This window comes from Streptomyces sp. NPDC127100 (assembly GCF_042724095.1).
GTDB lineage: Bacteria > Actinomycetota > Actinomycetes > Streptomycetales > Streptomycetaceae > Streptomyces.
In genome coordinates this window covers 1-23,050 of sequence record NZ_JBHXFL010000061.1, presented here as the reverse complement: position 1 = coordinate 23,050, position 23,050 = coordinate 1, and the positions used below count along the sequence as shown (strand labels likewise).

21 protein-coding genes are annotated in these 23,050 nt (G+C 71.5%); 17 read left to right on the top strand and 4 right to left on the bottom strand.

Features of this window, described 5'->3' with window-relative positions:
* Window positions 1-17 precede the first annotated feature (17 nt).
* Entirely contained in the window at window positions 18-719 is a 702-nt protein-coding gene (locus tag ACFWJB_RS32840) for a class I SAM-dependent methyltransferase (protein ID WP_385466036.1), read from the bottom strand.
* A gap of 83 nt (window positions 720-802) precedes the next feature.
* Complete coding sequence (locus tag ACFWJB_RS32835) at window positions 803-1,441, bottom strand: DUF3043 domain-containing protein (RefSeq protein WP_386926804.1); 639 nt, start codon at window positions 1,439-1,441, stop codon at window positions 803-805.
* A gap of 271 nt (window positions 1,442-1,712) precedes the next feature.
* On the opposite strand from ACFWJB_RS32835, the gene ACFWJB_RS32830 reads away from it, so the two are divergent.
* The 14 genes from ACFWJB_RS32830 (at window position 1,713) to ACFWJB_RS32765 (ending at window position 18,292) form a co-directional block, all read left to right on the top strand.
* Window positions 1,713-2,498: a PspA/IM30 family protein gene (locus ACFWJB_RS32830; protein WP_385466042.1), complete on the top strand. Its 786-nt coding sequence runs from the start codon at window positions 1,713-1,715 to the stop codon at window positions 2,496-2,498.
* Between the two features lie 20 nt (window positions 2,499-2,518).
* Window positions 2,519-2,803 carry a hypothetical protein gene (locus ACFWJB_RS32825; RefSeq protein WP_385466045.1) on the top strand — a complete coding sequence of 95 codons (285 nt, stop codon included), beginning with the start codon at window positions 2,519-2,521 and terminating at the stop codon, window positions 2,801-2,803.
* A 64-nt stretch (window positions 2,804-2,867) separates the two neighbouring features.
* A complete protein-coding gene (locus tag ACFWJB_RS32820; RefSeq protein WP_385466048.1) occupies window positions 2,868-4,088 on the top strand; it encodes a sensor histidine kinase in 1,221 nt (406 codons plus the stop codon).
* On the top strand, window positions 4,085-4,771 hold the full coding sequence (locus ACFWJB_RS32815; RefSeq protein WP_385466051.1) for a response regulator: 687 nt from the start codon (window positions 4,085-4,087) through the stop codon (window positions 4,769-4,771). Before ACFWJB_RS32820 ends, ACFWJB_RS32815 begins: the two co-directional genes overlap by 4 nt.
* Before the next feature lie 155 nt (window positions 4,772-4,926).
* A complete protein-coding gene (locus tag ACFWJB_RS32810) occupies window positions 4,927-8,049 on the top strand; it encodes an efflux RND transporter permease subunit (RefSeq protein ID WP_385466054.1) in 3,123 nt (1,040 codons plus the stop codon).
* A 265-nt stretch (window positions 8,050-8,314) separates the two neighbouring features.
* Entirely contained in the window at window positions 8,315-9,550 is a 1,236-nt protein-coding gene (locus tag ACFWJB_RS32805; RefSeq protein WP_385466057.1) for a cytochrome P450, read from the top strand.
* A gap of 55 nt (window positions 9,551-9,605) precedes the next feature.
* The gene (locus tag ACFWJB_RS32800) at window positions 9,606-10,961 is read left to right on the top strand and encodes a cytochrome P450 (RefSeq protein WP_386926783.1); all 1,356 of its coding nucleotides are present in this window, start codon (window positions 9,606-9,608) and stop codon (window positions 10,959-10,961) included.
* Complete coding sequence (locus ACFWJB_RS32795; RefSeq protein ID WP_385466063.1) at window positions 10,958-12,025, top strand: polyprenyl synthetase family protein; 1,068 nt, start codon at window positions 10,958-10,960, stop codon at window positions 12,023-12,025. Before ACFWJB_RS32800 ends, ACFWJB_RS32795 begins: the two co-directional genes overlap by 4 nt.
* A gap of 8 nt (window positions 12,026-12,033) precedes the next feature.
* A complete protein-coding gene (locus tag ACFWJB_RS32790; protein ID WP_385466066.1) occupies window positions 12,034-13,125 on the top strand; it encodes a terpene synthase family protein in 1,092 nt (363 codons plus the stop codon).
* On the top strand, window positions 13,122-14,486 hold the full coding sequence (locus tag ACFWJB_RS32785; protein ID WP_386926780.1) for a cytochrome P450: 1,365 nt from the start codon (window positions 13,122-13,124) through the stop codon (window positions 14,484-14,486). Before ACFWJB_RS32790 ends, ACFWJB_RS32785 begins: the two co-directional genes overlap by 4 nt.
* Window positions 14,483-14,716, top strand: coding sequence for a ferredoxin (locus tag ACFWJB_RS32780; protein ID WP_385466072.1), 234 nt, complete (start codon window positions 14,483-14,485; stop codon window positions 14,714-14,716). The genes ACFWJB_RS32785 and ACFWJB_RS32780 overlap by 4 nt, the downstream gene beginning before the upstream one ends.
* A 239-nt stretch (window positions 14,717-14,955) precedes the next feature.
* A complete protein-coding gene (locus ACFWJB_RS32775; protein ID WP_386926777.1) occupies window positions 14,956-15,615 on the top strand; it encodes a LuxR C-terminal-related transcriptional regulator in 660 nt (219 codons plus the stop codon).
* A 233-nt stretch (window positions 15,616-15,848) separates the two neighbouring features.
* A complete protein-coding gene (locus ACFWJB_RS32770) occupies window positions 15,849-17,090 on the top strand; it encodes a hypothetical protein (protein ID WP_386926775.1) in 1,242 nt (413 codons plus the stop codon).
* Entirely contained in the window at window positions 17,087-18,292 is a 1,206-nt protein-coding gene (locus ACFWJB_RS32765) for a cytochrome P450 (RefSeq protein WP_385466081.1), read from the top strand. The genes ACFWJB_RS32770 and ACFWJB_RS32765 overlap by 4 nt, the downstream gene beginning before the upstream one ends.
* A 62-nt stretch (window positions 18,293-18,354) precedes the next feature.
* Here the strand turns inward: ACFWJB_RS32765 and ACFWJB_RS32760 are convergent, their stop codons facing one another.
* Window positions 18,355-19,110, bottom strand: a complete 756-nt coding sequence (locus tag ACFWJB_RS32760) for an SDR family NAD(P)-dependent oxidoreductase (RefSeq protein WP_386926773.1) — start codon at window positions 19,108-19,110, stop codon at window positions 18,355-18,357.
* 151 nt (window positions 19,111-19,261) lie between these two features.
* Between ACFWJB_RS32760 and ACFWJB_RS32755 the strand changes: the two genes are divergently transcribed.
* Window positions 19,262-20,278, top strand: a complete 1,017-nt coding sequence (locus tag ACFWJB_RS32755) for a 3-oxoacyl-ACP synthase III family protein (RefSeq protein WP_385466087.1) — start codon at window positions 19,262-19,264, stop codon at window positions 20,276-20,278.
* On the top strand, window positions 20,275-21,063 hold the full coding sequence (locus tag ACFWJB_RS32750; RefSeq protein WP_385466090.1) for an SDR family oxidoreductase: 789 nt from the start codon (window positions 20,275-20,277) through the stop codon (window positions 21,061-21,063). Before ACFWJB_RS32755 ends, ACFWJB_RS32750 begins: the two co-directional genes overlap by 4 nt.
* Window positions 21,064-21,141: 78 nt before the next feature.
* Here ACFWJB_RS32750 and nadA read toward each other — a convergent pair whose 3' ends face one another.
* Window positions 21,142-22,326, bottom strand: a complete 1,185-nt coding sequence (gene nadA / locus ACFWJB_RS32745) for a quinolinate synthase NadA (RefSeq protein ID WP_385466093.1) — start codon at window positions 22,324-22,326, stop codon at window positions 21,142-21,144.
* Between the two features lie 251 nt (window positions 22,327-22,577).
* Here nadA and ACFWJB_RS32740 point away from each other — a divergent pair, with 251 nt between their 5' ends.
* The gene (locus ACFWJB_RS32740; RefSeq protein ID WP_030405042.1) at window positions 22,578-22,934 is read left to right on the top strand and encodes an iron-sulfur cluster assembly accessory protein; all 357 of its coding nucleotides are present in this window, start codon (window positions 22,578-22,580) and stop codon (window positions 22,932-22,934) included.
* Window positions 22,935-23,050: the final 116 nt, after the last annotated feature.

Here is a 23,050-nt window from a genome sequence, read left to right as displayed (position 1 = left end):
GATCCAGACGACAGACCCTAGCCCCGCACCCCGCACAGGTGCAGCAGGGCCGCGACCCCGCGGTACGGGTCCGTCCGGCCGGCCCGTTCCTCGGCGGCCAGCAGCGTCCCGAGGTCGTCCGGGACCGCGGCACCGTCGGCCGCCGTGTCCGTGAAGACCCGGACGCCGTACCAGGCGTTCAGCGGGGCGCCGATGCCGGCGAGCCTGGCCGTCAGCGTCGCGAGCCGGTCGGCGCGGACGTTCAGGCCCAGGCGGTTGCGGTAGGCGGTGGTGTCGAAGGAGGCGAGCGCGCCGTCCCAGTCGCCGGACAGGCCCGGGCGCATGGCGAGCGCGTCACCGTTGCGCACGAGCAGCGACAGCAGGCCGCCCGGGGCGAGCATGCGGGCCAGCCCGGCCAGCAGCGGGTCGGGCTCCTCGACGTACATGAGCACGCCGTGGCACAGCACCACGTCGAAGCTGCCGGGCAGGAAGTGCACGCCGGTGTCCCGGCCGTCGCCCTCGATGATCCGCATCCGCTCCCGGATGCCCTCGGGCTGGCCCGCCAGGGCCTCCCGGGCCGCGGCGATCATGGTGGCGTCCCGCTCCAGGCCGGTCACCTGGTGCCCGGCCCGTGCCAGCCGCAGCGCCTGGGTGCCCTGCCCCATGCCGACGTCGAGCACCCGCAGCCGTTTGCCGACCGGGTAGCGGCCGACTATCTGCTCGTCGAGCTGCCGGGCCACCAGTTCCTGCCGTACGACGTCGCGCAGACCGCCGAGCTTGTCCAGCCAGGCCTCGGCCGCGCCCCCGGTGAACGGCGTGGTGCTCAGGGCCGCTCCCCGCGCTTGACCTGCGGCTTGGGCAGCCGGAGCCGGCGCATCTGCAGCGAGCGCATCAGCGCGTAGGCGACCGCGCCGCGCTTGCGGTCGTCGGGGAAGCGCTCGGCGAGGCGCTTCTTCAGGCGGAAGCCGGTGACCAGGGAGTCGAGCACGATCAGCACGATCACGACCAGCCACAGCAGCAGCGCGACGTTCTGCAGCGAGGCCACGCGGATCATGCTCAGCACGAGGATGACCACGGCCATGGGCAGGAAGTACTCGGCGATGTTGAACCGCGAGTCGACGAAGTCGCGCGCGAACTTGCGGACCGGGCCCTTGTCACGGGCCGGCAGGTACCGCTCGTCGCCGCTGGCCAGCGCCTGGCGCTGCCGCTCCATCGCGGAGCGGCGCTCCTCGCGCTGGCGCTTGGCGGCCTCCTTGCGCGTCATCTGCGTATTGGCGACGCTGCGGCGCTGGGACTGGGCCTCACTGCGCTTGGGCGTGGGCCTGCCCTTCGGGGCCTGCGGGTCGCGGGGCTGCTTGGAGTCGGTCACCGGCGTCCTGACGGCGCTCGGGGCCTTCTCTTCCTTGGCACGGCTACGGAACACAAAACCCAAGGGTACGGGGTGGGGGAGTGTGGACCCCAGTCCGGTGGGGAACGATCCGGCAACGCCAGTCGTCGGTAAGGGGACAGAGGGGGACGTTGCGTACGGCCCCGGCACCGGGTTCCGGGGCGTCTCCCCGGGGAGCACCTACTCCTTACGCCGGACCGGGAGCGTACGCAGTCGTCCTTGGGGATGAGCGCATCCGTCCCCGAACAGTGCGGTAATGGATGCAGGGCCCGTACTGTGGGTTCTGTTGCAGTCGCTGGAGCTGGAGTCGGTCAGAAGGGGGCGCGCGAAGCCCATGAGCGGTGTCATGAAGCGTATGGGGATGATCTTCCGCGCGAAGGCCAACAAGGCCCTTGACCGGGCCGAGGACCCGCGCGAGACCCTCGATTACTCGTACCAGAAACAGCTTGAGCTGCTGCAGAAGGTGCGCCGCGGCGTCGCCGACGTGGCGACCAGCCGCAAGCGCCTGGAGCTCCAGCTCAACCAGCTCCAGGGCCAGTCGTCCAAGCTGGAGGACCAGGGCCGCAAGGCGCTCGCGCTGGGCCGCGAGGACCTGGCCCGCGAGGCGCTCTCCCGCCGCGCCGCGCTCCAGCAGCAGGTGACCGACCTGGAGACGCAGCACGCCACCCTCCAGGGCGAGGAGGAGAAGCTCACCCTGGCGGCCCAGCGCCTCCAGGCCAAGGTGGACGCCTTCCGCACGAAGAAGGAGACCATCAAGGCCACCTACACGGCGGCCCAGGCGCAGACCCGCATCGGGGAGGCGTTCTCCGGCATCTCCGAGGAGATGGGCGACGTGGGCCTGGCGATCCAGCGGGCCGAGGACAAGACCGCCCAGCTCCAGGCGCGGGCCGGCGCCATCGACGAGCTGCTCGCCTCCGGCGCCCTGGACGACCAGTCCGGCATGCACAAGGACGACATCCAGGCCGAGCTGGACCGGCTCTCCGGTGGTACGGATGTAGAGCTGGAGCTGCAGCGCATGAAGGCCGAGCTGGCCGGCGGCAGCTCGTCCGACCGGCAGGCACTCGAGGGCGGTCAGGGCCAGTCGCAGCCCCAGCAGCAGCCGCAGGACACCCCGCGTTTCGACAAGCAGTAGCCCACACCCAGGAGGGCGACATGATCGTGAGGATCATGGGGGAGGGGCAGCTGGCGCTGCCCGACGGCCGTCTCGCCGAGCTGAACAAGCTGGACGACGAACTCCTCGCCGAGATGGAGAACGGTGACGGCCCCGGTTTCCGCGCGACCCTCCAGGCCCTGCTGGCCAAGGTCCGCGAACTGGGCGAACCGCTGCCGGACGACTCCCTGGAGCCGTCGGACCTGATCCTCCCCGCCCAGGACGCCACCCTGGAGGAGGTCAGGGAACTCCTCAGCGACGACGGCCTCATCCCGGACGGCGCCTGACGGCACCTTCGCGGAACGCCGGGTGCCCCACGCGCCGACGACCACCCGGCTACCGTAGACACGCGTGAGCACCCTCGCCCGCGCCCGCTGCCGCCTCGGCGCCCATCCGTCCGCCCTGGACGCGGCCCTCGCGGCGGCCGTCCTCGTGTGCATGGTGGCCGGATCCTTCGCCGACCCGCACGGCCCCGACGGCGTCACCTGGGGCGTCCGCACCCCCGACCCGCTCAGCCTGCTCCTCATGGTGCTCGGCGCCGCCGCGCTCGTCCCGCGCCGCCGGGCCCCCCTCGCGGTCCTCGCGTTCACCGGCTGCCTCTCGATCGTCGAGTGCGTCACCGGCGACCCCCGCACGCCCGTCGTCATGTCCGCCGTCGTCGCCCTCTACACCGTCGCGGCCACCACCGACCGCTCGACCACCTGGCGGGTCGGGCTGCTCACCACGACCGTGCTGACCGGCGCCGCCATGCTGGCCGGCCCCCTGCCCTGGTACGCGCAGGACAACCTCGCCGTCTTCGCCTGGACCGGCATCGGCGCCACCGCGGGGGACGCCGTCCGCAGCCGCCGGGCCTTCGTCCGGGCCATCCGGGAACGCGCCGAGAAGGCCGAGCGGACCCGCGAGGAGGAGGCCCGCCGCCGCGTCGCCGAGGAGCGGCTGCGCATCGCCCGCGACCTGCACGACGTCGTCGCCCACCACATCGCCCTCGTCAACGTCCAGGCCGGGGTCGCCGCCCACGTCATGGACAAGCGGCCCGACCAGGCCAAGGAGGCCCTCGCCCACGTACGGGAGGCCAGCCGGTCCGCGCTGGGCGAACTGCGCGCCACCGTCGGCCTGCTCCGCCAGTCCGACGACCCCAGGGCCCCGACCGAACCGGCCCCCGGCCTGGACCGGCTCGACGAGCTCGTCGCCACCTTCCACCACGCCGGCCTGCACATCGAGGTGGCCCGTGCCGACCAGGGCGCCACCCTGCCCGCCGCCGTCGACCTGGCCGCCTACCGGATCATCCAGGAGGCGCTGACCAACGTGCAGAAGCACGCCGGACCGCGGGCGAAGGCGGAGGTCAGCATCGTCCGGGTGGGGCCGAACATCGAGGTCACCGTCCTCGACGACGGCGCCGGCGGGACGGACGCCCCCGCGGACGGCGGCGGGCACGGCCTGCTCGGCATGCGCGAGCGCGTCACCGCCGTGCGCGGCACCCTCACCACCGGTCCCCGCTACGGAGGCGGCTTCCGGGTCCATGCGATCCTTCCCGTCAGGAACCGTGACGACGCCGCGAAGGATGCCGTATGACGATCCGTGTCCTGCTCGCCGACGACCAGGCGCTGCTGCGCAGTGCCTTCCGGGTGCTCGTCGACTCCGAGCCCGACATGGAGGTGGTGGGGGAGGCGTCCGACGGCGCGGAGGCGGCACGGCTGGCCGCCGAGCACCGGCCCGACGTGGTGCTGATGGACATCCGGATGCCCGGCACGGACGGGCTCGCCGCCACCCGGACGATCAGCGCCGACCCCGCCCTCGCCCACGTCCGCGTGGTCATACTGACCACCTTCGAGGTCGACGACTACGTGGTGCAGTCGCTGCGCGCCGGTGCCTCCGGCTTCCTCGGCAAGGGCTCGGAGCCGGAGGAACTGCTGAGCGCGATCCGCGTCGCGGCCGGCGGCGAGGCACTGCTGTCCCCGGCCGCCACCAAGGGACTCATCGCCCGCTTCCTCGCCCAGGCGGGCGCCGCCGACGACGCCGACCGCGACCCGGCCCGCGCCCGGAGGCTCGAATCGCTGACCGGGCGGGAGCGCGAGGTGCTGGTGCAGGTGGCCGGCGGGCACTCCAACGACGAGATCGCCGAACGGCTGGAGGTCAGCCCGCTCACGGTCAAGACGCACGTGAACCGGGCGATGGCCAAGCTCGGCGCCCGCGACCGGGCCCAGCTGGTGGTCATCGCGTACGAGTCCGGGCTGGTACGTCCAAGGGTGGAGTGACGTCCACCCGGCCGTACTGCGGCGGGAGTATGCGCCGGATAAGGAAATGGACCTGGGGTCTACGGAACCGGGGCCACCCATGGCCCAAGGTGTTGGGGTGGGCGCCCACACCTGTGCCCTCCCTCCGCTCGGCCACAGAAGAGAGACCCTGATCCATGTCCTGGCTGTCGAGATTCAGCCTCGCGCAACGGGCCCTCATAGGGCTCATGTCGATCGTCGCGCTCGTCTTCGGGGCGATCGCGATCCCCCAGCTCAAGCAGCAGCTGCTGCCCACCATCGAACTGCCCATGGTGTCCGTGCTGGCGCCGTACCAGGGCGCTTCGCCCGACGTGGTCGAGAAGCAGGTCGTGGAACCGATCGAGGACAGCCTCGAAGCGGTCGACGGCGTCTCGGGCATCACCTCCACCGCCAGCGAGGGCAACGCCGTGATCATGGCGTCCTTCGACTACGGCAACGGCACCCAGCAGCTCGTCGCCGACGTGCAGCAGGCCGTCAACCGGGCCCGCGCCCAGCTCCCGGACGACGTCGACCCGCAGGTCATCTCCGGCTCGACGGACGACATCCCCACCGTCGTCCTCGCCGTCACCTCGGACAAGGACCAGCAGGCGCTGGCCGACCAGCTCGACAAGACGGTCGTCTCGGAGCTGAAGGACATCGACGGGGTCGCCCAGGTCGTGGTCGACGGTGTACGGGACCTCCAGGTCACCGTCACCCCCGACCAGGCGAAGCTCGCGAAGGCCGGCGTGAGCCCCCTGGCCCTCACCCAGTCCCTCCAGGCGGGCGGCGCGACCGTCCCGGCCGGCTCGTTCGACGAGGGCGGCGCCAACCGCACCGTCCAGGTGGGCGGCGGCTTCACCTCGCTGGAGCAGATCCAGAACCTGATGGTCACCGGCGAGGGCGTGAAGAAGCCGGTGCGCCTCGGCGACGTCGCCACGGTCGCGGAGGAGGAGGCCAGGGCCGACTCGCTCACCCGCACCAACGGCAAGCCGAGTCTCGCGGTCGCCGTCACCATGGACCACGACGGCAGCGCGGTCGCCATCTCGAACGCCGTCGAGGACAAGCTGCCCGACCTGCGCGAGCAGCTCGGCTCCGGCGCGACGCTCACCGTCGTCAGCGACCAGGGCCCGGCGGTGTCCCAGGCCATCGAGGGCCTGACCACCGAGGGCGCCCTCGGTCTGCTCTTCGCCGTCCTCGTCATCCTGGTCTTCCTGGCGTCGATCCGCTCCACCCTGGTCACCGCGGTCTCCATCCCGCTGTCGGTGGTGCTGGCGCTGATCGTGCTGTGGACCCGCGACCTGTCGCTGAACATGCTGACGCTGGGCGCGCTCACCATCGCCATCGGCCGCGTCGTCGACGACTCGATCGTGGTCCTGGAGAACATCAAGCGGCACCTCGGTTACGGCGAGGAGCGCCAGGAGGCCATCCTCAGGGCCGTCCGCGAGGTCGCCGGCGCGGTCACCTCCTCCACGCTCACCACGGTCGCCGTGTTCCTGCCGATCGGACTGGTCGGCGGCATGGTCGGCGAGCTGTTCGGCTCCTTCAGCCTGACCGTCACCGCCGCGCTGCTGGCGTCCCTGCTGGTGTCGCTGACGGTCGTCCCGGTGCTGTCGTACTGGTTCCTGCGGCCCCCGAAGGGCACCCCGGAGGACGCCGAGGAGGCGCGGCGCCTGGCCGAGGAGAAGGAGGCGAAGAGCCGCCTCCAGCGCCTCTACGTCCCCGTCCTGCGCTTCGCCACCCGCCGCCGCCTGACCAGCGTGGCCATCGCCGTCGTCGTGCTGATCGGCACGTTCGGCATGGCGCCGCTGCTGAAGACGAACTTCTTCGACCCGGGCGACCAGAAGGTCCTCAGCGTCAAGCAGGAACTGAAGCCGGGCACCAGCCTCGCGGCGACGAACGCCCAGGCCGAGAAGGTCGAGAAGCTGCTCGGCGAGACCGAGGGCGTCAAGGACTTCCAGGTCACCGTCGGCTCGTCCGGCTTCATGGCGGCCTTCGGCGGCGGCACGGACACCAACCAGGCCTCGTACCAGCTGATGCTGGAGGACTCGGCGGACGCCGAGGACGTCCAGGACCGCATCGAGGACGGGCTCGCGAAGCTCGACGGCATCGGCACCACCACGGTCGCCGCCGGCGACGGCTTCGGCAGCCAGGACCTGAGCGTGGTCGTGAAGGCGGCCGACGCGCAGGCGCTCCGCGAGGCCGCGGAGGAGGTCCGCAAGGCGGTCGCCGGGCTCGACGACGTCACCGACGTCACCAGCGACCTCGCGCAGAGCGTGCCGCGCATCTCGGTCCGGGCCAACGCGAAGGCCGCCGAGGCCGGGTTCACCGACCAGACGCTCGGCGCGGCCGTCGCCCAGGCGGTGCGCGGCACCCCGGCCGCCAAGGCGGTCCTCGGCGACACCGAGCGCGACGTCGTCATCAGGTCGGCCCGGCCGGCCGCGACGCTGGCCGAGCTGAAGGCCCTGGACCTCGGCGTGGCCGAGCTGGGCGACATCGCCACCGTGGAGCTGGTCGACGGCCCGGTGTCGATGACCCGCATCGACGGCCGGCGCGCGGCGACCATCACCGCCAAGCCGACCGGTGACAACACCGGCGCGGTGGGCACGGCACTCCAGTCGAAGATCGACGGGCTGGACCTGCCGGCCGGCGCCACGGCCGAGATCGGCGGCGTCACCGCCGACCAGGACGAGGCGTTCGTCAACCTGGGCCTGGCCATGCTCGCGGCGATCGCGATCGTGTTCATGCTGCTGGTCGGCACCTTCCGGTCGCTGGCCCAGCCGCTGATCCTGCTGGTGTCGATCCCGTTCGCGGCGACCGGCGCGATCGGCCTGCTGATCGCCACGGGCACCCCGATGGGTGTCCCGGCGATGATCGGCATGCTGATGCTGATCGGCATCGTGGTCACCAACGCGATCGTGCTGATCGACCTGATCAACCAGTACCGCAAGCAGGGACACGGCGTCGTCGAAGCGGTGATCGAGGGCGGTCGGCACCGTCTGCGGCCCATCCTGATGACGGCCCTGGCGACGATCTTCGCGCTGCTGCCGATGGCGCTCGGCGTCACCGGCGAGGGGGGCTTCATCGCCCAGCCGCTCGCGGTGGTCGTGATCGGCGGTCTGATCACCTCGACGCTGCTGACGCTGCTCCTGGTCCCGACGCTCTACGCGATGCTGGAGCTGCGCAAGGAGCGGCGCGCGAGCAAGCGCGCGGCCAAGCGCGGCGAGGTCCCCGCCCCGGGGACGGCCTCCGACGAGCCGGAGCCGGAGCTCGCCCAGCGCTGACCCGCCGTTCCACCGCGTCCCACCGCACCGGGCACCCGTCGCACGACGGGTGCCCGGTGTGCTGTGTCCCGGGCGCCTCGCCCACCTGGTCCGGCGACCAGGGAAGCGCGCTTCCTCGCCTTCTGCCGGGCAGGTGGAACCTGGCCTCTCGGCGGAAGACACCCCCGGAGCCGGTCGGTGATCCTGAGACCCGATCATGCGGACAGGATCCCGCCGCCCACCGGCGACCGGTCCACCGCCTCGCAGCAGGAGGCCAGCGCTCCCGATGTCGACCGACACTTCCGCGGCAGAACTCTTCGACCCGATGTCCCCGGAGTACACCGCCTGTCCCTACGCGGCGTTCGCCCGCGCACGGCAGGAACAGCCGGTCGCCCACCAGACCGCGCTGGACGAGTGGATCGTCACGGGACGCGCCGAGATCGAGGCCGTGCAACGGGACCACGAGGACTTCACCAGCCGCTACAACCTCGACGGCTCCTACCCCTTCTGCCCGGAGGCGAAGGAGATCCTCGACGCCTCGCTGTTCTTCCGGGTCGCCCTCTACAACGTCGACCCGCCGGCCCACACCCGGTTCCGCAACCTCGTCAGCGAGTTCTTCTCCCCGCGCGTCCTGCGCCGCCGCGAGGCCTCGATCCGGGAGATCGCCGCCCGGCTGGCCGCCGACATCGCGGCGAAGGACGGCTGCGACCTCCTCCAGGAGTTCGCCTATCCGCTCCCCATGACGGTGATCTGCGACATCATCGGCATCCCGGAGGAGGACCGGGCCACGGTCAAGGCCTGGAACAACGACTGGCTCGCCCTCCAGGTCGTCCCGCTCCCCCCGGAGCAGCAGGTGCACTGCGCCGGCAACGTGGTCACCTACGAGAAGTACGTCCTCGACCTGCTGGAGCGCCGCCGCCGCGAACCGGCCGACGACCTGCTGACCGAACTGGTGCGGGCCGCCGACGCGGACGACCCGGTGTGCACGGTCGAGGACGCCGTTGTCGCCCTGCGCGTGATGATCGCGGCGGGGCACGAGACCACCACCAACCTGATCTCCAACGCGGTCCACCAGCTGCTGCGGGACCGCGACCGGTGGGAAGCGGTCGTCAAGGACCCGGGCCTGGCCGGCGCGGCCGTGGAGGAGACCCTGCGCTTCGACTCCTCGGTGCAGGGCGCCCCCCGGGTGGCCACCCGCGCCAAGCGCGTCGGTGACACCGAGATCCCCGAAGGGGCCCGGCTGCGGGTGATGTTCGCGGCCGCGGGACGCGACCCCGAGTGGGTCGAGGACCCGGACACCTTCCGGCTCGACCGCCAGGGCCCGCCCCGGCACCTGGGGTTCGGCCACGGCATCCACTTCTGCGTGGGCGCGGCCCTCGCCCGCCTGGAGGCCGGGATCGCCCTGGAGACCCTGGTCCGGACGCTCCCCGGACTGCGCCTCGCCGACGGCTTCGCGCCGCGGTACCTGCCGGGCGGCTTCGTCTTCCGCGGCCTCGCCGAGCTGCCGGTCACCTGGTCCTGACCCGGGCCACGCCGTTCATCCACCCGCCGTCCCACCCCACGGAGGCAAGAACAACATGGCTCTCGCGACCGCCGCACCGTCCGTTCCCCCCATGCCGGGACGCATTCCGCTCGCGGGCCACGCCGTTCAGATGTTCCGCAACCCGTTGCGGTTCTTCCAGAGCGTGAGTGAGCAGGGCGGCCTGGTACGGATCCGGCTCGGCACCAAGCAGGCCTACGTGGTCAGCGACCACGACATGCTCTACGACATCCTCGTCCGCAAGTCCAAGTCCTTCGAGAAGGGCATGCAGTTCGACCAGGCCCGTCCGCTCCTCGGCAACGGCATCCTGCTGTCCGAGGGCGACTTCCACCGCAGGCAGCGTCTGCTGATGCAGCCGGCCTTCCACCACGAGAAGATCGGCACCTACGTCGACGTCATGCGCGAGTCGGCCACCGACGTCTTCGGCACCTGGCGCGACGGCCAGCGCGTCGGCATGTACAACATGTTCTACGAACTGGCCGTGCGCATCGTCATCAAGGCGCTGTTCTCCACCGACATGGTGGAGCAGGACGTGGCCGAGGTGTACAGGTCGATGCCCGTCGTGATCTCCGGCGTCGAGAAGCGCGCGGCCATCCCGCCGGCCCTCCTGGACCGCATCCCCACCCAGTCCAGCCGCGAGTTCCACGGCGCCATCGGCCGGCTCTACTCGATGGGGCGCCGCATCATCGCCGACTACCGGGCCAAGGGCGCCGGCGACCAGGCCGACGACCTGATGACGCTGCTCTTCGCGGCGCAGGCCGGCGGCAACAAGGAGATGACGGACAAGCAGATCCAGGACGAGTTCATGACGCTCCTGACGGCGGGGTCCGAGACCACGCCGAGCGCCATGAGCTGGACCTGCATGCTGCTCGGCCGCCACCCCGAGGTGCAGCGCCGGATGCAGGAGGAGGTCGACAAGGTGGTCGGCGACCGCCCGGTCGAGGCCGGCGACCTGCGCGACCTGGACTACACCCGGCGCGTCATCCAGGAGGCGCTGCGGATCTACCCGCCGGTGTGGGCCCTGGGCCGCAAGTGCGTGCAGGACACGGAACTCGGCGGTCACCTCATCCCGGCGGGCACCGAGGTCCTCTACTCCATCTACGCGGTCCACCACGACCCGAAGACGTACGACAACCCGGAGGCGTTCGACCCCGACCGCTGGCTGCCGGAGCGGGCCAGGCAGGTGCCGCGCAGCGCGTTCATGCCGTTCGGCGCGGGCGTCCGCAACTGCATCGGCGAGTCCTTCTCGTGGTTCGAGACCCAGACCGTCCTCGCCACCCTCATGCAGCAGTGGACGGTGCAGCCGATCACCGGCGAGCCGGTGAAGCCGATAGCCATGGGCGCCCTGGTCCCCGGGGAGCTGCCCATGAAGGTCGTCAGGCGCGACAAGTGACCGTCACCGACGCGCTGACGGAGAGCGCGGCGGTCACCGGGCGGGTCAACGGCAGCCTCGACGCCTTCCTGCGGGAGCGGCTCGCCGGGGAGTCCGACCCGGCGGCCCGCACGGCACTGGCGCTGCTGCGCGACTTCACGCTCGACGGGGGGAAGCGGATCCGCCCGCTGTTCTGCTACTGGGGCTGGCGGGGCGCCGGCGGGCCCCCGGACGACCCCGAGGTCATCACCGTGGCCGCGGCGCTGGAGCTCTTCCACACCGCGGCCCTGATCCACGACGACATCATCGACAACAGCGACCTGCGGCGCGGCCGGCCCACCGTCCACCTGTCCCTCGACAAGTGGCACGCCGAGCAGGACTGGCCGGGCGAGAGCCGGACGTTCGGGCAGAGCGGCGCGCTGCTCGTCGGGGACGCCTGCCTGATCTGGTCGGAGGAGCTGTTCCACAACAGCCCGCTCGTCACCCGGCGCGAGACCGCCAGGCGGCTGTTCACCCGCCTGCGCCAGTCGGCGGTCTACGGGGAGTACCTCGACCTGGTCGGCGAGACCCGCAGCGGACGCCTCGACGACGCGCTGAAGATCATCCGGCACAAGACGGCGAGCTACACCGTCCGCTACCCCCTCCAGATCGGCGGCGCCCTCGCCGGCGCCGACGGCGAACTGCTGGCGGCGTACGACACGTTCGGACTGCTGCTGGGCGAGGCCTTCCAGCTCCGCGACGACCTGATCGGGCTGTTCGGGGCGTCCGAGCTGACCGGCAAGGAACCCTCGGACGACGCACGGCAGGGCAAGCCCACCGCCCTGATCGCCGTGGCCCGTGAGCGCGCCGACGCCGCTCGGCGCGCGCGGCTGGACCTGCTCTACGGGGACGACCGGCTGGACCTGGACGGCCTCACCGAACTGCGGGAGGTGGTGCGGGCGACCGGAGCCCCGGCCGTCGTCGAGCGGATGATCCGCGAGCGGCACGCCGGCGCGGTCCGCGCACTGCGCGGGGCCCGTGTGGAGCCCTCCGCGCTGACCGAGCTGGAGGCGCTGGCGGCGACCTCCGTGCACCGTGAAAGGTGAGTGACTCCATGTCGACCATTCCCAAGCCGTTCTCGTACGGCACGGAGATCTACCTGCCCGAGTTCCCCTACCTGCTGCCCGCGTGCAGTCATCCGCGTACGGACGACATCCGCGCGGAGTCGGACGCCTGGGTCAAGGAGGCCATGGGGTTCGCGATGACGGACCCCCGGGAGATGGAACTGCTCCTGGAGGAGACCGCCTCCCTGTGGACCTGCCTGGTGCTGCCGACGGCCCGCGAGGACCGGCTGCGCCACCTGTGCAAGTACACCGAGTACCTCTCCGTCTTCGACAACGCGATGGTGGACCGCGCCAAGATCGGCAAGGACCCGGCGGCGGCCCAGGAGACGTTCCGCCGGGTGGCGGGCATCCTCGACGACCAGGCCGACGGCGCCGACTTCGCGTGGGGCTCGGTGCTGCACGGGCTGTGGAAGGACATGCGCGCGGACATGCCGCCCACGGTGTGGGACCGGTTCATGGGGGAGGTCCGCCGCTTCCTCGCCGGCTGCGTCCACGAGATCACCTCCCGCTCCGAGGACCGGGTGTTCGACTACGAGAGCTACATCGAGGTCCGCAAGGACAGCGTGGGCATGGGCATGTACTTCGTGCTCGGCGAGTACGGACTGGGCATCGACCTGACCGAGGACCTGCGCCGCCACCCGGAGCTGCGCGGGATCGTCGACACGGCCCTGGTCCACATCATGCTGACCAACGACATGTTCTCGTTCCGGGCCGAGGCGATGATGGACGACTACGTCAACGCCCTGTCGGTGCTGCGCCTGAGCGAGGGACTCGGTCTCCAGGAGGCCGTGGACCGCCTGTTCGCCCTGGTCGATGGCAAGCGGGCCGAGTTCATGGCGGCGCGGGCGGCCATCGAGGCGAGCGACCTGGGCCGGCGCGAGGACGTCCGCGCCTATCTGGACGCGCTGTGGCACATGATGGCCGGCAACCTGCAGTGGTCGTACCTGACGTCCCGGTACAACGGCCCCGGCCACCGGTGGAACGGGGTGCGTTCGGGTGTGCTGACGCTGCACCGGGACCGCACCGTCTTCAGCGACCGCGCGTACTGCTCGCTGCCGCGGGCCGAGGAGGTCCCGGCGTGAGCACCTCGTACACGACCGCGCCGGGGCGGGTCCCGGGTCTGGGCCACGCCGTGGCCCTGATGCGCGGGCCGCTGGGATTCCTGACCTCGCTGCGCGCCCACGGCGATCTGGTGCGGGTCGACCTCGGCCCCATGCCGTCCCTGTTCGTGACCTCGCCGCCGCTGATCCACACGCTGCTCACGGACCGCAAGGACCTGCTGGACAAGGGGCGGTTCTACGACAAGGTCCGGCCGCTGACCGGCAACGGCGTGATCCACGCCTACGGCGACGAGCACCGCCGTCAGCAGGCCATGATCAAGCCCTCGTTCCACCGGGACGAGATCACCCGCTACGTCGAGGTGATGCGCGAGGTCACCCAGGAGAAGACGGCCGGCTGGCGGGCGGGCGCCACGATCCCGGTCGACAAGGCCATGCGGGACATCACGTTCAACATCCTGGCCCGCACCATGTTCGGCTCGGTCGTCGACCGCGCGGCCCACGAGGAACTGGCGGGCATCCTGCCCGTGGTCCTGGAGGCCATCATGTGGCGGACGGTGTCGCCGGGCGACCTGCTGGAGAAGCTGCCGCTGCCCATGAACCGCCGGTTCGACAAGGCCTTCGCCCAGCTCCGCGACGCCATCAGCCGCGTCATGCTGGCCTACCGGCAGGGGGCGGCCGAACCCGGCCGGGCGGGCATGCTCGCCATGCTGCTGGCGGCCCGGGACGAGGAGACCGGGGAGGGGATGACCGACGAGGAGCTCTGCAACCAGATCGTGTCGGTCACCATGGCCGGGTCGGAGACCGCCGCCACGGCCATGGCCTGGCTGTTCTACGAACTCGCCCGCCACCCGGAGATCGAGGAGCGGGTGCGCGCCGAGACCGAGGAGGTCGTGGGCGAGCGGGACTTCACGATGGCCGACGTCGGCAGCCTGCCCTACAGCCGCCGGGTGCTCCAGGAGCTGATGCGGGTGCGGCAGCCGATCCTGGTCATCTCGCGGCGGGCCGTGCGGGACTTCCCCCTCGGCAGCGGACACGTCAAGGCCGGCACCGAGCTGTTCTACAGCCCCTACGCCGTGCACCGGGACCCCGAACTCTTCCCCGATCCGCTGCGCTTCGACCCCGACCGCTGGCTGGAGCGGCCGGCCGCCGCTCTGCCGAAGGGCGCGTACACGCCTTTCGGGGCGGGACCCCGGCACTGCATCGGGGAGCAGTTCGCGTGGGCGATGATGCACGTGGTCCTGGGCATGATCGTCCGCCGCTGGCGGCTGACGCTCCCCGACGGGGTCGCCGTCAAGGAGATGCCGTGGGCCACGGTCAACCCCAACCACATGCCGATGACGGCGAGCGCGGTGCGGCCCCGGAAGCCGGTGGCGTGCCCGTGAGCCTGCGCATCTCGGTGGACACCGACCGCTGTTGCGGCGCGGGCATGTGCGCGCTGAGCGCTCCGGACGTGTTCGACCAGCGGGACGGTGACGGAACGGTGGTTCTGATGACGCAATTCGCGCCACCTGGCCGAGAACTTTCGGTACGGACCGCCTCGGAGAACTGCCCGTGCGGCGCCATTTCCGTGACCGGGACGGTAAAGGCCGGGTACGCGGACGGGAAAGACTGACGCGGTACGCCCCCGTGAGCACGCCGGAAACCGGGCCGATCGTCGAATCCCTTGTGGGGGCACCGGCGTTCGATTAGCCTTCCGGTCGTTATGGGGGCGCCGCGCAGTGATCATTTGGCCGAGGAAAGGTTTCTTTGCGCTCCCGCATACGCTACTGAAGAGTAACGATAACGGGGTAGGGGAGCGCATTGCCGGTCGCCCATACGCACAACGCGTCGTTCGATTCTCTAGCTGACACCGTGCGGGTGGTCGTCTGCGACCGCCACCCGCACGCCAGATTCGGTGTACGGACGCTCCTCTCCCAGGACGCGGGGATCACCGTGCTCGCCGAGGCGGCGGACGAACGGCAGGCGGTGAAGCGGGTCGTGGAGCACCGCCCCGACGTCGTCCTGCTGGAGGCCGGGCTGGCCGAAGCGGTGCACGAACTGGCCAGGGCGGTCCACGGCCCGCTCGTCGTGGTCTACGGCATCGAGACGGTGACGCCGGAGCGGCTGGCCGACCTCGTCAGGGGCAACGTGTCCGGCGTCGTCCACCGGGACGCGGCCAACGACGAGCTGGTCCACGTGGTGCACGTGGTCATGTCGGGCGGCGGCTACGCCTCGCCGGAGCTCACCGGGTGCATGCTCCAGGCCATCCGGGCCGGCTACGCGGCCCCGGGCGTGGACCACCACCTGCGGGACCGGCTCACCGAGCGGGAGAACGTCGTCCTGAACCTGCTGTGCCAGGGGCTGTCCAACAAGGCCATCGCGGCCGCGCTCTCCGTCAGCGAGAAGACCGTCAAGTTCCACGTCTCCAACGTGCTGTCCAAGTCGGGGGTCAGCACCAGGACCCAGCTGATCGCGGCCCTGGGCTCCTTCTCCGCCCCCTACGGCCACCCCCTGGGGCGCCGCAGCGCCTGACGCCGGCACCGTCCCCGCGGTGGCCGGTCCCCACCTGGTCCATGGTCCAGGATCATGGGCGACCGGCCTCGCCGGGAGGCGGGCCGGGACCCTGGTACTCAGGCCGAAGACACCCCGACGGCGTCCGGAAATACTGGTTCCGCGCGGGCGGCGAGAATTTTTCCCGCTTTACTTCGGAAAAGAGCCGGCGTGCGGCGCACGGCTCGAATTGACGCAACGGGAATGAGTGCTTGATGTCGAGGCTGCGGTATCTGGATCCCAGCGAGGCCTATCACGCATTTGTCGACTGGTCCGGTTCTTATTCCATAGCGATGGACGGCGTCGTCGACACCGACCTGCTCATACGGGCGTTCGACGCCCTCCGCGACGCCGTCCCGCTGCTGAACGGAAGCCTCGGCCGGGACGAGCGCGGCTATTTCTTCCGCATTCCGCCGGGACAGCGGCCGGAGACCACCGTCCTCGACGTCGCGGAAAACGGCGCGCAGCGGGAATCGGCCTATCTGGCGGAAATGGCACGCCCGCTGGACTCCGGCCGCGGACTGTGCCGGCTCGTCCTGGTGCGCGGCCCGGACGCCGCGCACGTCATCCTGGTGCTGCACCACAGCATGATCGACGGGCGTGGCGGCGTCACCCTGCTGGAGAAGCTGTGCCGCAACTACACCGCGCTCACCGAGGGCCGGACACCGCCCTACGCGGCTCCCGGGGCCCCCGCCCAGCTGTCCGCCGAGACCCTGCTGAGGACCCGCGGCCCGGCAGGCGTCGACGAGACCGCCGTGGACCGGCCGGCGCTGCGCGCGGCACTGGCCGCCGCGCCGTCCCCGGAGCCGCTGCGGGTGGTGCCCGGGCGCCTGCGGCTCGACGCGCGGGAGACCTCCGCGCTGCGCGCCTCGCTGCGCGCCGACGGATGCTCGGTGCACGCCTTCGTGGCCGGCGCGGCGACCGTGGCGGTCCGCGAGGGGCGGCCCGAGCCGGGCACGCCCGACCTGGTCTGCGGCTGCCCGGTGGACCTGCGCGGCCGGACCGATCCGCCAGTGACCGTCGAGGAGTCCACCAACTTCGTCAGCGGCGTGGAGACGTCGGTCCCGGTGCCCCGCGGCGCCGACCCCACCGAGGTCGGCCGCGTGATCAAGGAGCGGCTCGACAAGGCCGTCGACAGCGGCGAGGCGGAGCGCGCCATCCTCCAGGCCGGCCAGTTCGCGGCCGCCGAACCCGTCTCCGTCGACCTGGTCGTCACCAACCTCGGCCCGCTGCCCGAGTTCACGGCACCCGCCGGGATCCGGGTGACGGACTTCCGCGGCTACACCACGACCACCATGCACGGCCTGCTGCTGTTCGTCGTGACCTCCTACGGCGGCCGGCTCAGCATCGAGATCACCTCGCCCGAGGGCCTGCTCTCCGAGCAGGAGCGCACGGCCCTCGCGGACCGTACCGCGGAGTTGCTCCGCGCCCGCACCACGAACCAGGAGCGCGCATGACCGAGCAGGGAGCCAGGGCCCCACGTATCCCGACGGAGCGAGTCCACCCGCTGGATCCCCCGCCGGAGCTGTCCGAGATGCGCTCGCGCTGCCCCGTGGCCCCGCTGACCTACGCGGACGGCCACGAGGGCTGGATCGTCACGCGGCACGAGTTCGCCCGGCAGGTGCTGTCCGACCCCCGGTTCAGCTCCGACCCGCGCATCCGGCACTCCGCCGTGCACGACGTCCTCGGCGACGGGCAGCCGCCCGAGGAGGACGTGCCGGGCATGTTCGTCGGCATGGACCCCCCGGAGCACACCAAGTACCGCCGGCTGCTCACGGGCGAGCTGAGCACCCGGCGCATGCGCGAGATGGAACCGAAGATCGCCGCGGTCGCGCACGAGCTGGTCGACGGGATGCTGGCGGACGGCGCGGCCACCGCCGACCTCGTCACGGGGTTCGCCATGCCTTTGCCGTCCCGGGTCATCTGCGACCTGCTGGGAATCCGGTACGACGACTGGAAGGAAATACAGCCGGTCTCCGAGAAGATGCTTCGCATCGATTCCTCCGCCGACGAGGTGAAGGAGTGCTACCGCATCATCTTCGAATTCCTCGGGAACGTCGTGGCCATGAAACGGAAGGAGCCGGCCGACGACCTGCTGAGCGGACTCGTGCAGTCGGCCGAACTCACCGACGTGGAATTGACCAGTGTGGCGTTCCAGCTTTTCACCGCGGGCCACGAGACGACCGCCAACATGTTCTCGCTGGGCACCTACACCCTGCTGACCCACCCCGGCCAGCTGGCCGCCCTGCGCGCCGACGAGTCCCTCATGAACGGCGCCGTCGAGGAGCTCCTGCGCTACCTGACCGTCATCCAGTTCGGCATCTCGCGCGGCGCCAAGGAGGACGTGGAACTCGGCGGGCGGACCGTGCGGGCCGGGCAGACCGTCACCGTGTCGCTGCCCGCCGCCAACCGGGACCCCGGCCGCTTCGAGGACCCGGACCGCTTCGACGTCACCCGCGTGCCCTCCGGCAACGTCGCCTTCGGCTTCGGCGTGCACCAGTGCGTGGCCCAGCAACTGGCCCGGGCCGAGCTGAGGATCGGCTTCCAGGTGCTGCTCGAGCGGCTGCCGCGGCTGCGCCTGGCGGTGCCCGCCGAGCAGGTGCCGATGCGGGACGGGGCCATCGTGTACGGGTGCCGGGAACTGCCGGTGGCGTGGTAGCCGCCCGGACGCCGGGCCGGTCCGCGCCCGCCGGGCGCGGACCCCGGTCCGGGGGGCCGCGCTCAGCGGGGCGGCAGGCGCAGGCCGCCGTCCAGCCGGATGGTCTCGCCGTTGATCATGCGGTTGGCGAGGATGTGGACCACCAGCTCGGCGAACTCCTCCGCCCGCCCCCACCTGCGCGGATGCGGGACGACGCCGGCCAGCGCGGCCCTCTTGTCGGCGGGCAGGACCTCGGCCGCCGGAGTGTCGAAGAGTCCCGGGGCCACGGTGACCACCCGGATCAGGATGCCGCCGAGATCCCTGGCCAGCGGCAGGGTCATGCCCGCCACCCCGGCCTTGGAGGCGGCGTAGGCGGCCTGCCCGGTCTGACCGTCGAAAGCCGCTATGGAGGCGGTGTTGACGATGACGCCCCGCTCCCCGTCCACGGGCTCGTTGCGGGCCATCGCCTCGGCGGCCAGCCGTACCACGTTGAAGGTGCCCACGAGGTTCGACTCGACCACGTCGGCGAACTCCTTGAGCGAGTGCGGGCCCGAGCGGCCCACCACCCGCGCCGCGTGCGCCCGGCCGGCGCAGTTCACCGCGGCCCGCAGCGCCCCGTGCTCGGCCGCGACGCCGACGGCCCGCTCCACGTCGCCCTCCACGGCGACGTCCCCGGCCACGAACACGGCCTCGGGGCCCAGCAGTCGCACCGCCCGCTCGCCCCGTTCCCGGGAGCGTCCGAGCAGCACCGGCCGGATGCCGTCGGCGAGCAGCCGCTCGGCGGTCGCGAGACCCAGACCCGAGGTTCCACCGGTGACGAGAGCGACGGGACGGGGCATGGCAGGCCTTTCCTCGGAAGGAAGCGGAGAACCGCGGTAGGGGCGAACCCATAGTGGTCGAGGGCCCCGTATACGGCAAGCATTTCTTGGGATTGCCCGCGATGTCGCAATTTACGTGAGGAGTGTGCGGACGGTGCGAAATTCGACTCCGATGCCCGTGGGAATTCGGTCGATAGGGCGTTACGTTCCCGACCTGGAAGTGTCGAACGCGGATGTCGTCGCCCGCTTCGACACCAGTGACGAATGGATCCGAGAAAAACTGGGAATTCATACGCGCCGGGTGGCCCGCCCCGGCCAGCTGACCTCCGACCTGGCGGTCGAGGCACTTCGGGACGCCTGCGCGCGCGCCGACGTCGACCCCGCGACCATCGACCTGCTCATCTGCTGCACGGGGACCCCCGACCACATGCTGCCCGCCATGGCGGCGGCCGTGCTGCGCAAGGCGGGCCTGTACGACATCCGGGGCTTCGACGTGAACGCCGGCGGCTGCGCGGGCGGGGTCTTCGCCCTGGACGTGGGCGTGAAGTACATCCGCTCCGGGGAGTACCACCGGGTCGCCGTCGTCATCGCCGACACGGTCGCCCAGTGCCTGGACCCGGAGGACCGCACTGGGCACGCCATCTTCGGCGACGGAGCCGGCTGCTACCTGCTGGAGGAGTGCCGGGAGGGCAGCGGCGTCGGCCCCACCCTGATGCGCACCAAGCCGGAGCTCTACGACGTCGCCTTCACGGAGCGTCAGGACCCGCCCGGGGGCCTGCCCAACCGCTTCAGCGGGCCCAACTACATGCGCATGGACGGCAGGGGCGTGCGCGACTTCGCCCTGGACGTCGTGCCCGACTTCGCCGAGCAGGTGGTCAAGGCGTCCGGCACCACACTGGACGACGTCGACCTCATCGTCACCCACCAGGCCAACCCGACCCTGCTGCGCCGGCTGATCCGCGAGCTGGGCCAGCCGGAGTCGAAGGCCGTCGTGGTGGCGGACCGCCTGGGCAACACCAGTGGGTCCAGCGTGGTCCTGGCCCTCGCGGACGCCGTGGACACCGGGCGGCTGCGGCCGGGCGACGACGTCCTGCTGGTGTCGTTCGGCTCGGGCATGAGCTACGGCGGGACCGTCCTGCGCTGGTGCGCCCCGGAGGACTTCGGCGCCGGGCTGGCGGGAGCGGCATGACCCGGCCCGAGGCGGACGACCCGCGCGAGGTCGGCGTCGTCACCGGGGCCTCCCGGGGCATCGGGCGGGCGGTGGCCTGCGCGCTCGCCCGCCGCGGCGGCCACGTGGTGATCAACTACAAGCGGGACGCGGAGGCGGCGCGGAGCGCGCTGGAGGAGGTCGAGAAGGCCGGCGGCGAGGGCAGCCTGTTCCGCGCGGACGTGGAGGACCCCGAGGCGGTGGGGGAGCTGTTCGGGTTCGTCGAGCGCCGGTACGGACGCCTCGACCACCTGGTGGCCAACGCCGCGGCGGGCCCCGCCAAGAGCGTCGACCAGGTCGAGCTGCGCCATCTCGCCCGCAGCCACGCCATGAACTCCCAGTCCTTCGTGGTCGCCGCGCAGCACGCCGTCCGCCTGATGGACCGGGGCGGCCGGATCGTGGCCGTCTCGTCCCTCGCCGCCGGACGCGCCATGCCCGGCTACGCGGCCATCGGGGCGCAGAAGGCGGCCCTGGAGGCATGGGTGCGCTACTTCGCGGCCGAACTGGCCCCCAGGGGCGTCAACGTGAACGCGGTGACCGGAGGGATGATCCGGACGGACTCCCTGGGCCACTACCTCGGCGCCACGGGCCTGACGGACGGCGACATCGTGCCGCACATCCCCAAGGGCCGGGCCGGCTCGCCGCGGGAGGTGGCCGACGCCGTGGACTTCCTGCTGTCGCCGGCCGCCGAGTACATCACGGGCCAGAACCTGGTGGTCGACGGCGGACTGAGCATCTCCGCGCCCTTCTGCGGCCACCCGGCCTGAGGACCGGCCGCACGGCCGCCGGAAGCCCGGCCCGGCGGGCGGTCCGGGCCGGCGCGCGGCCGGCCCGGACGGCGGAGGCTACGGCAGCGCCAGCATCCGCTCCAGCGCCAGCTTCGCGAACGCCTCGGTCTCCTTGTCGACCTCGATCCGGTTGACGAGGGTGCCCTCGGCGAGGGACTCCAGTGCCCACACGAGGTGGGGCAGGTCGATGCGGTTCATCGTCGAGCAGAAGCAGACCGTCCGGTCGAGGAAGACGATCTCCTTGCCCTCCGGAGCGAAACGGTTCGCCAGCCGCCGGACCAGGTTCAGCTCGGTGCCGATCGCCCACTTGGAGCCGGCCGGGGCCGCCTCCAGCGCCTTGATGATGTACTCGGTCGAGCCGACGTAGTCCGCCGCGGCCACGACCTCGTGCCGGCACTCGGGGTGCACCAGCACGTTCACGCCCGGGATGCGCTCGCGCACGTCGTTCACCGAGTCGAGGCTGAAGCGGCCGTGCACCGAGCAGTGACCGCGCCACAGGATCATCTTCGCGGCGCGCAGCTCGTCCGTCGTCAGCCCGCCGTTCGGCCGGTGCGGGTTGTAGACGACGCAGTCCTCCAGGGACATGCCCAGGTCCCGCACCGCGGTGTTGCGGCCCAGGTGCTGGTCGGGCAGGAACAGGACCTTCTCGCCCTGCTCGAAGGCCCAGTTCAGGGCCCGCTCGGCGTTGGACGACGTGCAGATGGTGCCGCCGTGCTTACCGGTGAACGCCTTGATGTCCGCGGAGGAGTTCATGTACGAGACGGGCACGACCTGCTCGGCGATCCCGGCCTCGGTCAGCACGTCCCAGCACTCGGCGACCTGCTCGGCGGTGGCCATGTCCGCCATGGAGCAGCCGGCCGCGAGGTCGGGCAGCACCACCTTCTGGTCGTCGGAGGTCAGGATGTCCGCGGACTCCGCCATGAAGTGCACGCCGCAGAAGACGATGTACTCGGCCTCCGGGCGCGCGGCGGCGTCCCGGGCCAGCTTGAAGGAGTCGCCCGTGACGTCCGCGAACTGGATGACCTCGTCGCGCTGGTAGTGGTGACCGAGGACGAAGACCTTGTCCCCGAGCTTCTCCTTGGCCGCACGGGCGCGCGCGACCAGGTCCGGGTCGGAGGGCGAGGGCAGGTCGCCGGGGCACTCCACGCCGCGTTCGCTCCTCGGGTCGGCCTCGCGGCCGAGCAGCAGCAGGGCGAGGGGCGTCGGCTGCACGTCGAGCTCCTGGGGTTGGGCGGTGGTCACGACACGCACCCTTTCTACTTTTCGTCTAACTGACGCTATATATCATAACCGGTTCACGTCACTTTGACGATGCCCATCATGTCGATGTGACGTGAATCCCGGCCGCCGAGCCGCTGTCGGCGCTCCGGGGCATGTGCGAGCATGAGGAGAAGGCCGAGGAGCACACCACGGGTCCGTCCCGGAATGAATCCGCGGCCCCGTCGGTTGGAACCGTCGGCAAGCAGTCTCCGTACAACCCGGGAGAGATGTAGATGTCCGTATCGGACGAGACCACCACCGTCACCGACGGCATCATCCTGACCGACGCCGCCGCGGCCAAGGTCAAGGCCCTGCTCGACCAGGAAGGCCGTGACGACCTGGCGCTGCGCGTCGCCGTCCAGCCCGGCGGCTGCTCCGGCCTGCGCTACCAGCTCTTCTTCGACGAGCGCTCGCTCGACGGCGACGTTGTGAAGGACTTCGGCGGGGTCAAGGTGACCACCGACCGCATGAGCGCCCCGTACCTGGGCGGTGCCACCATCGACTTCGTGGACACCATCGAGAAGCAGGGCTTCACGATCGACAACCCGAACGCGACGGGCTCCTGCGCCTGCGGCGACTCCTTCAGCTGAGCCGCGCGACACCGTGCGAGAAGGGCGGGGGGGCGCGGGTGGACACCCCGCCCCCCCCCCCAGCGAGGCCCCCCCCGCCCGCGGGCAGCCCCCGCCACCCGCCCCCGAGGACGGAC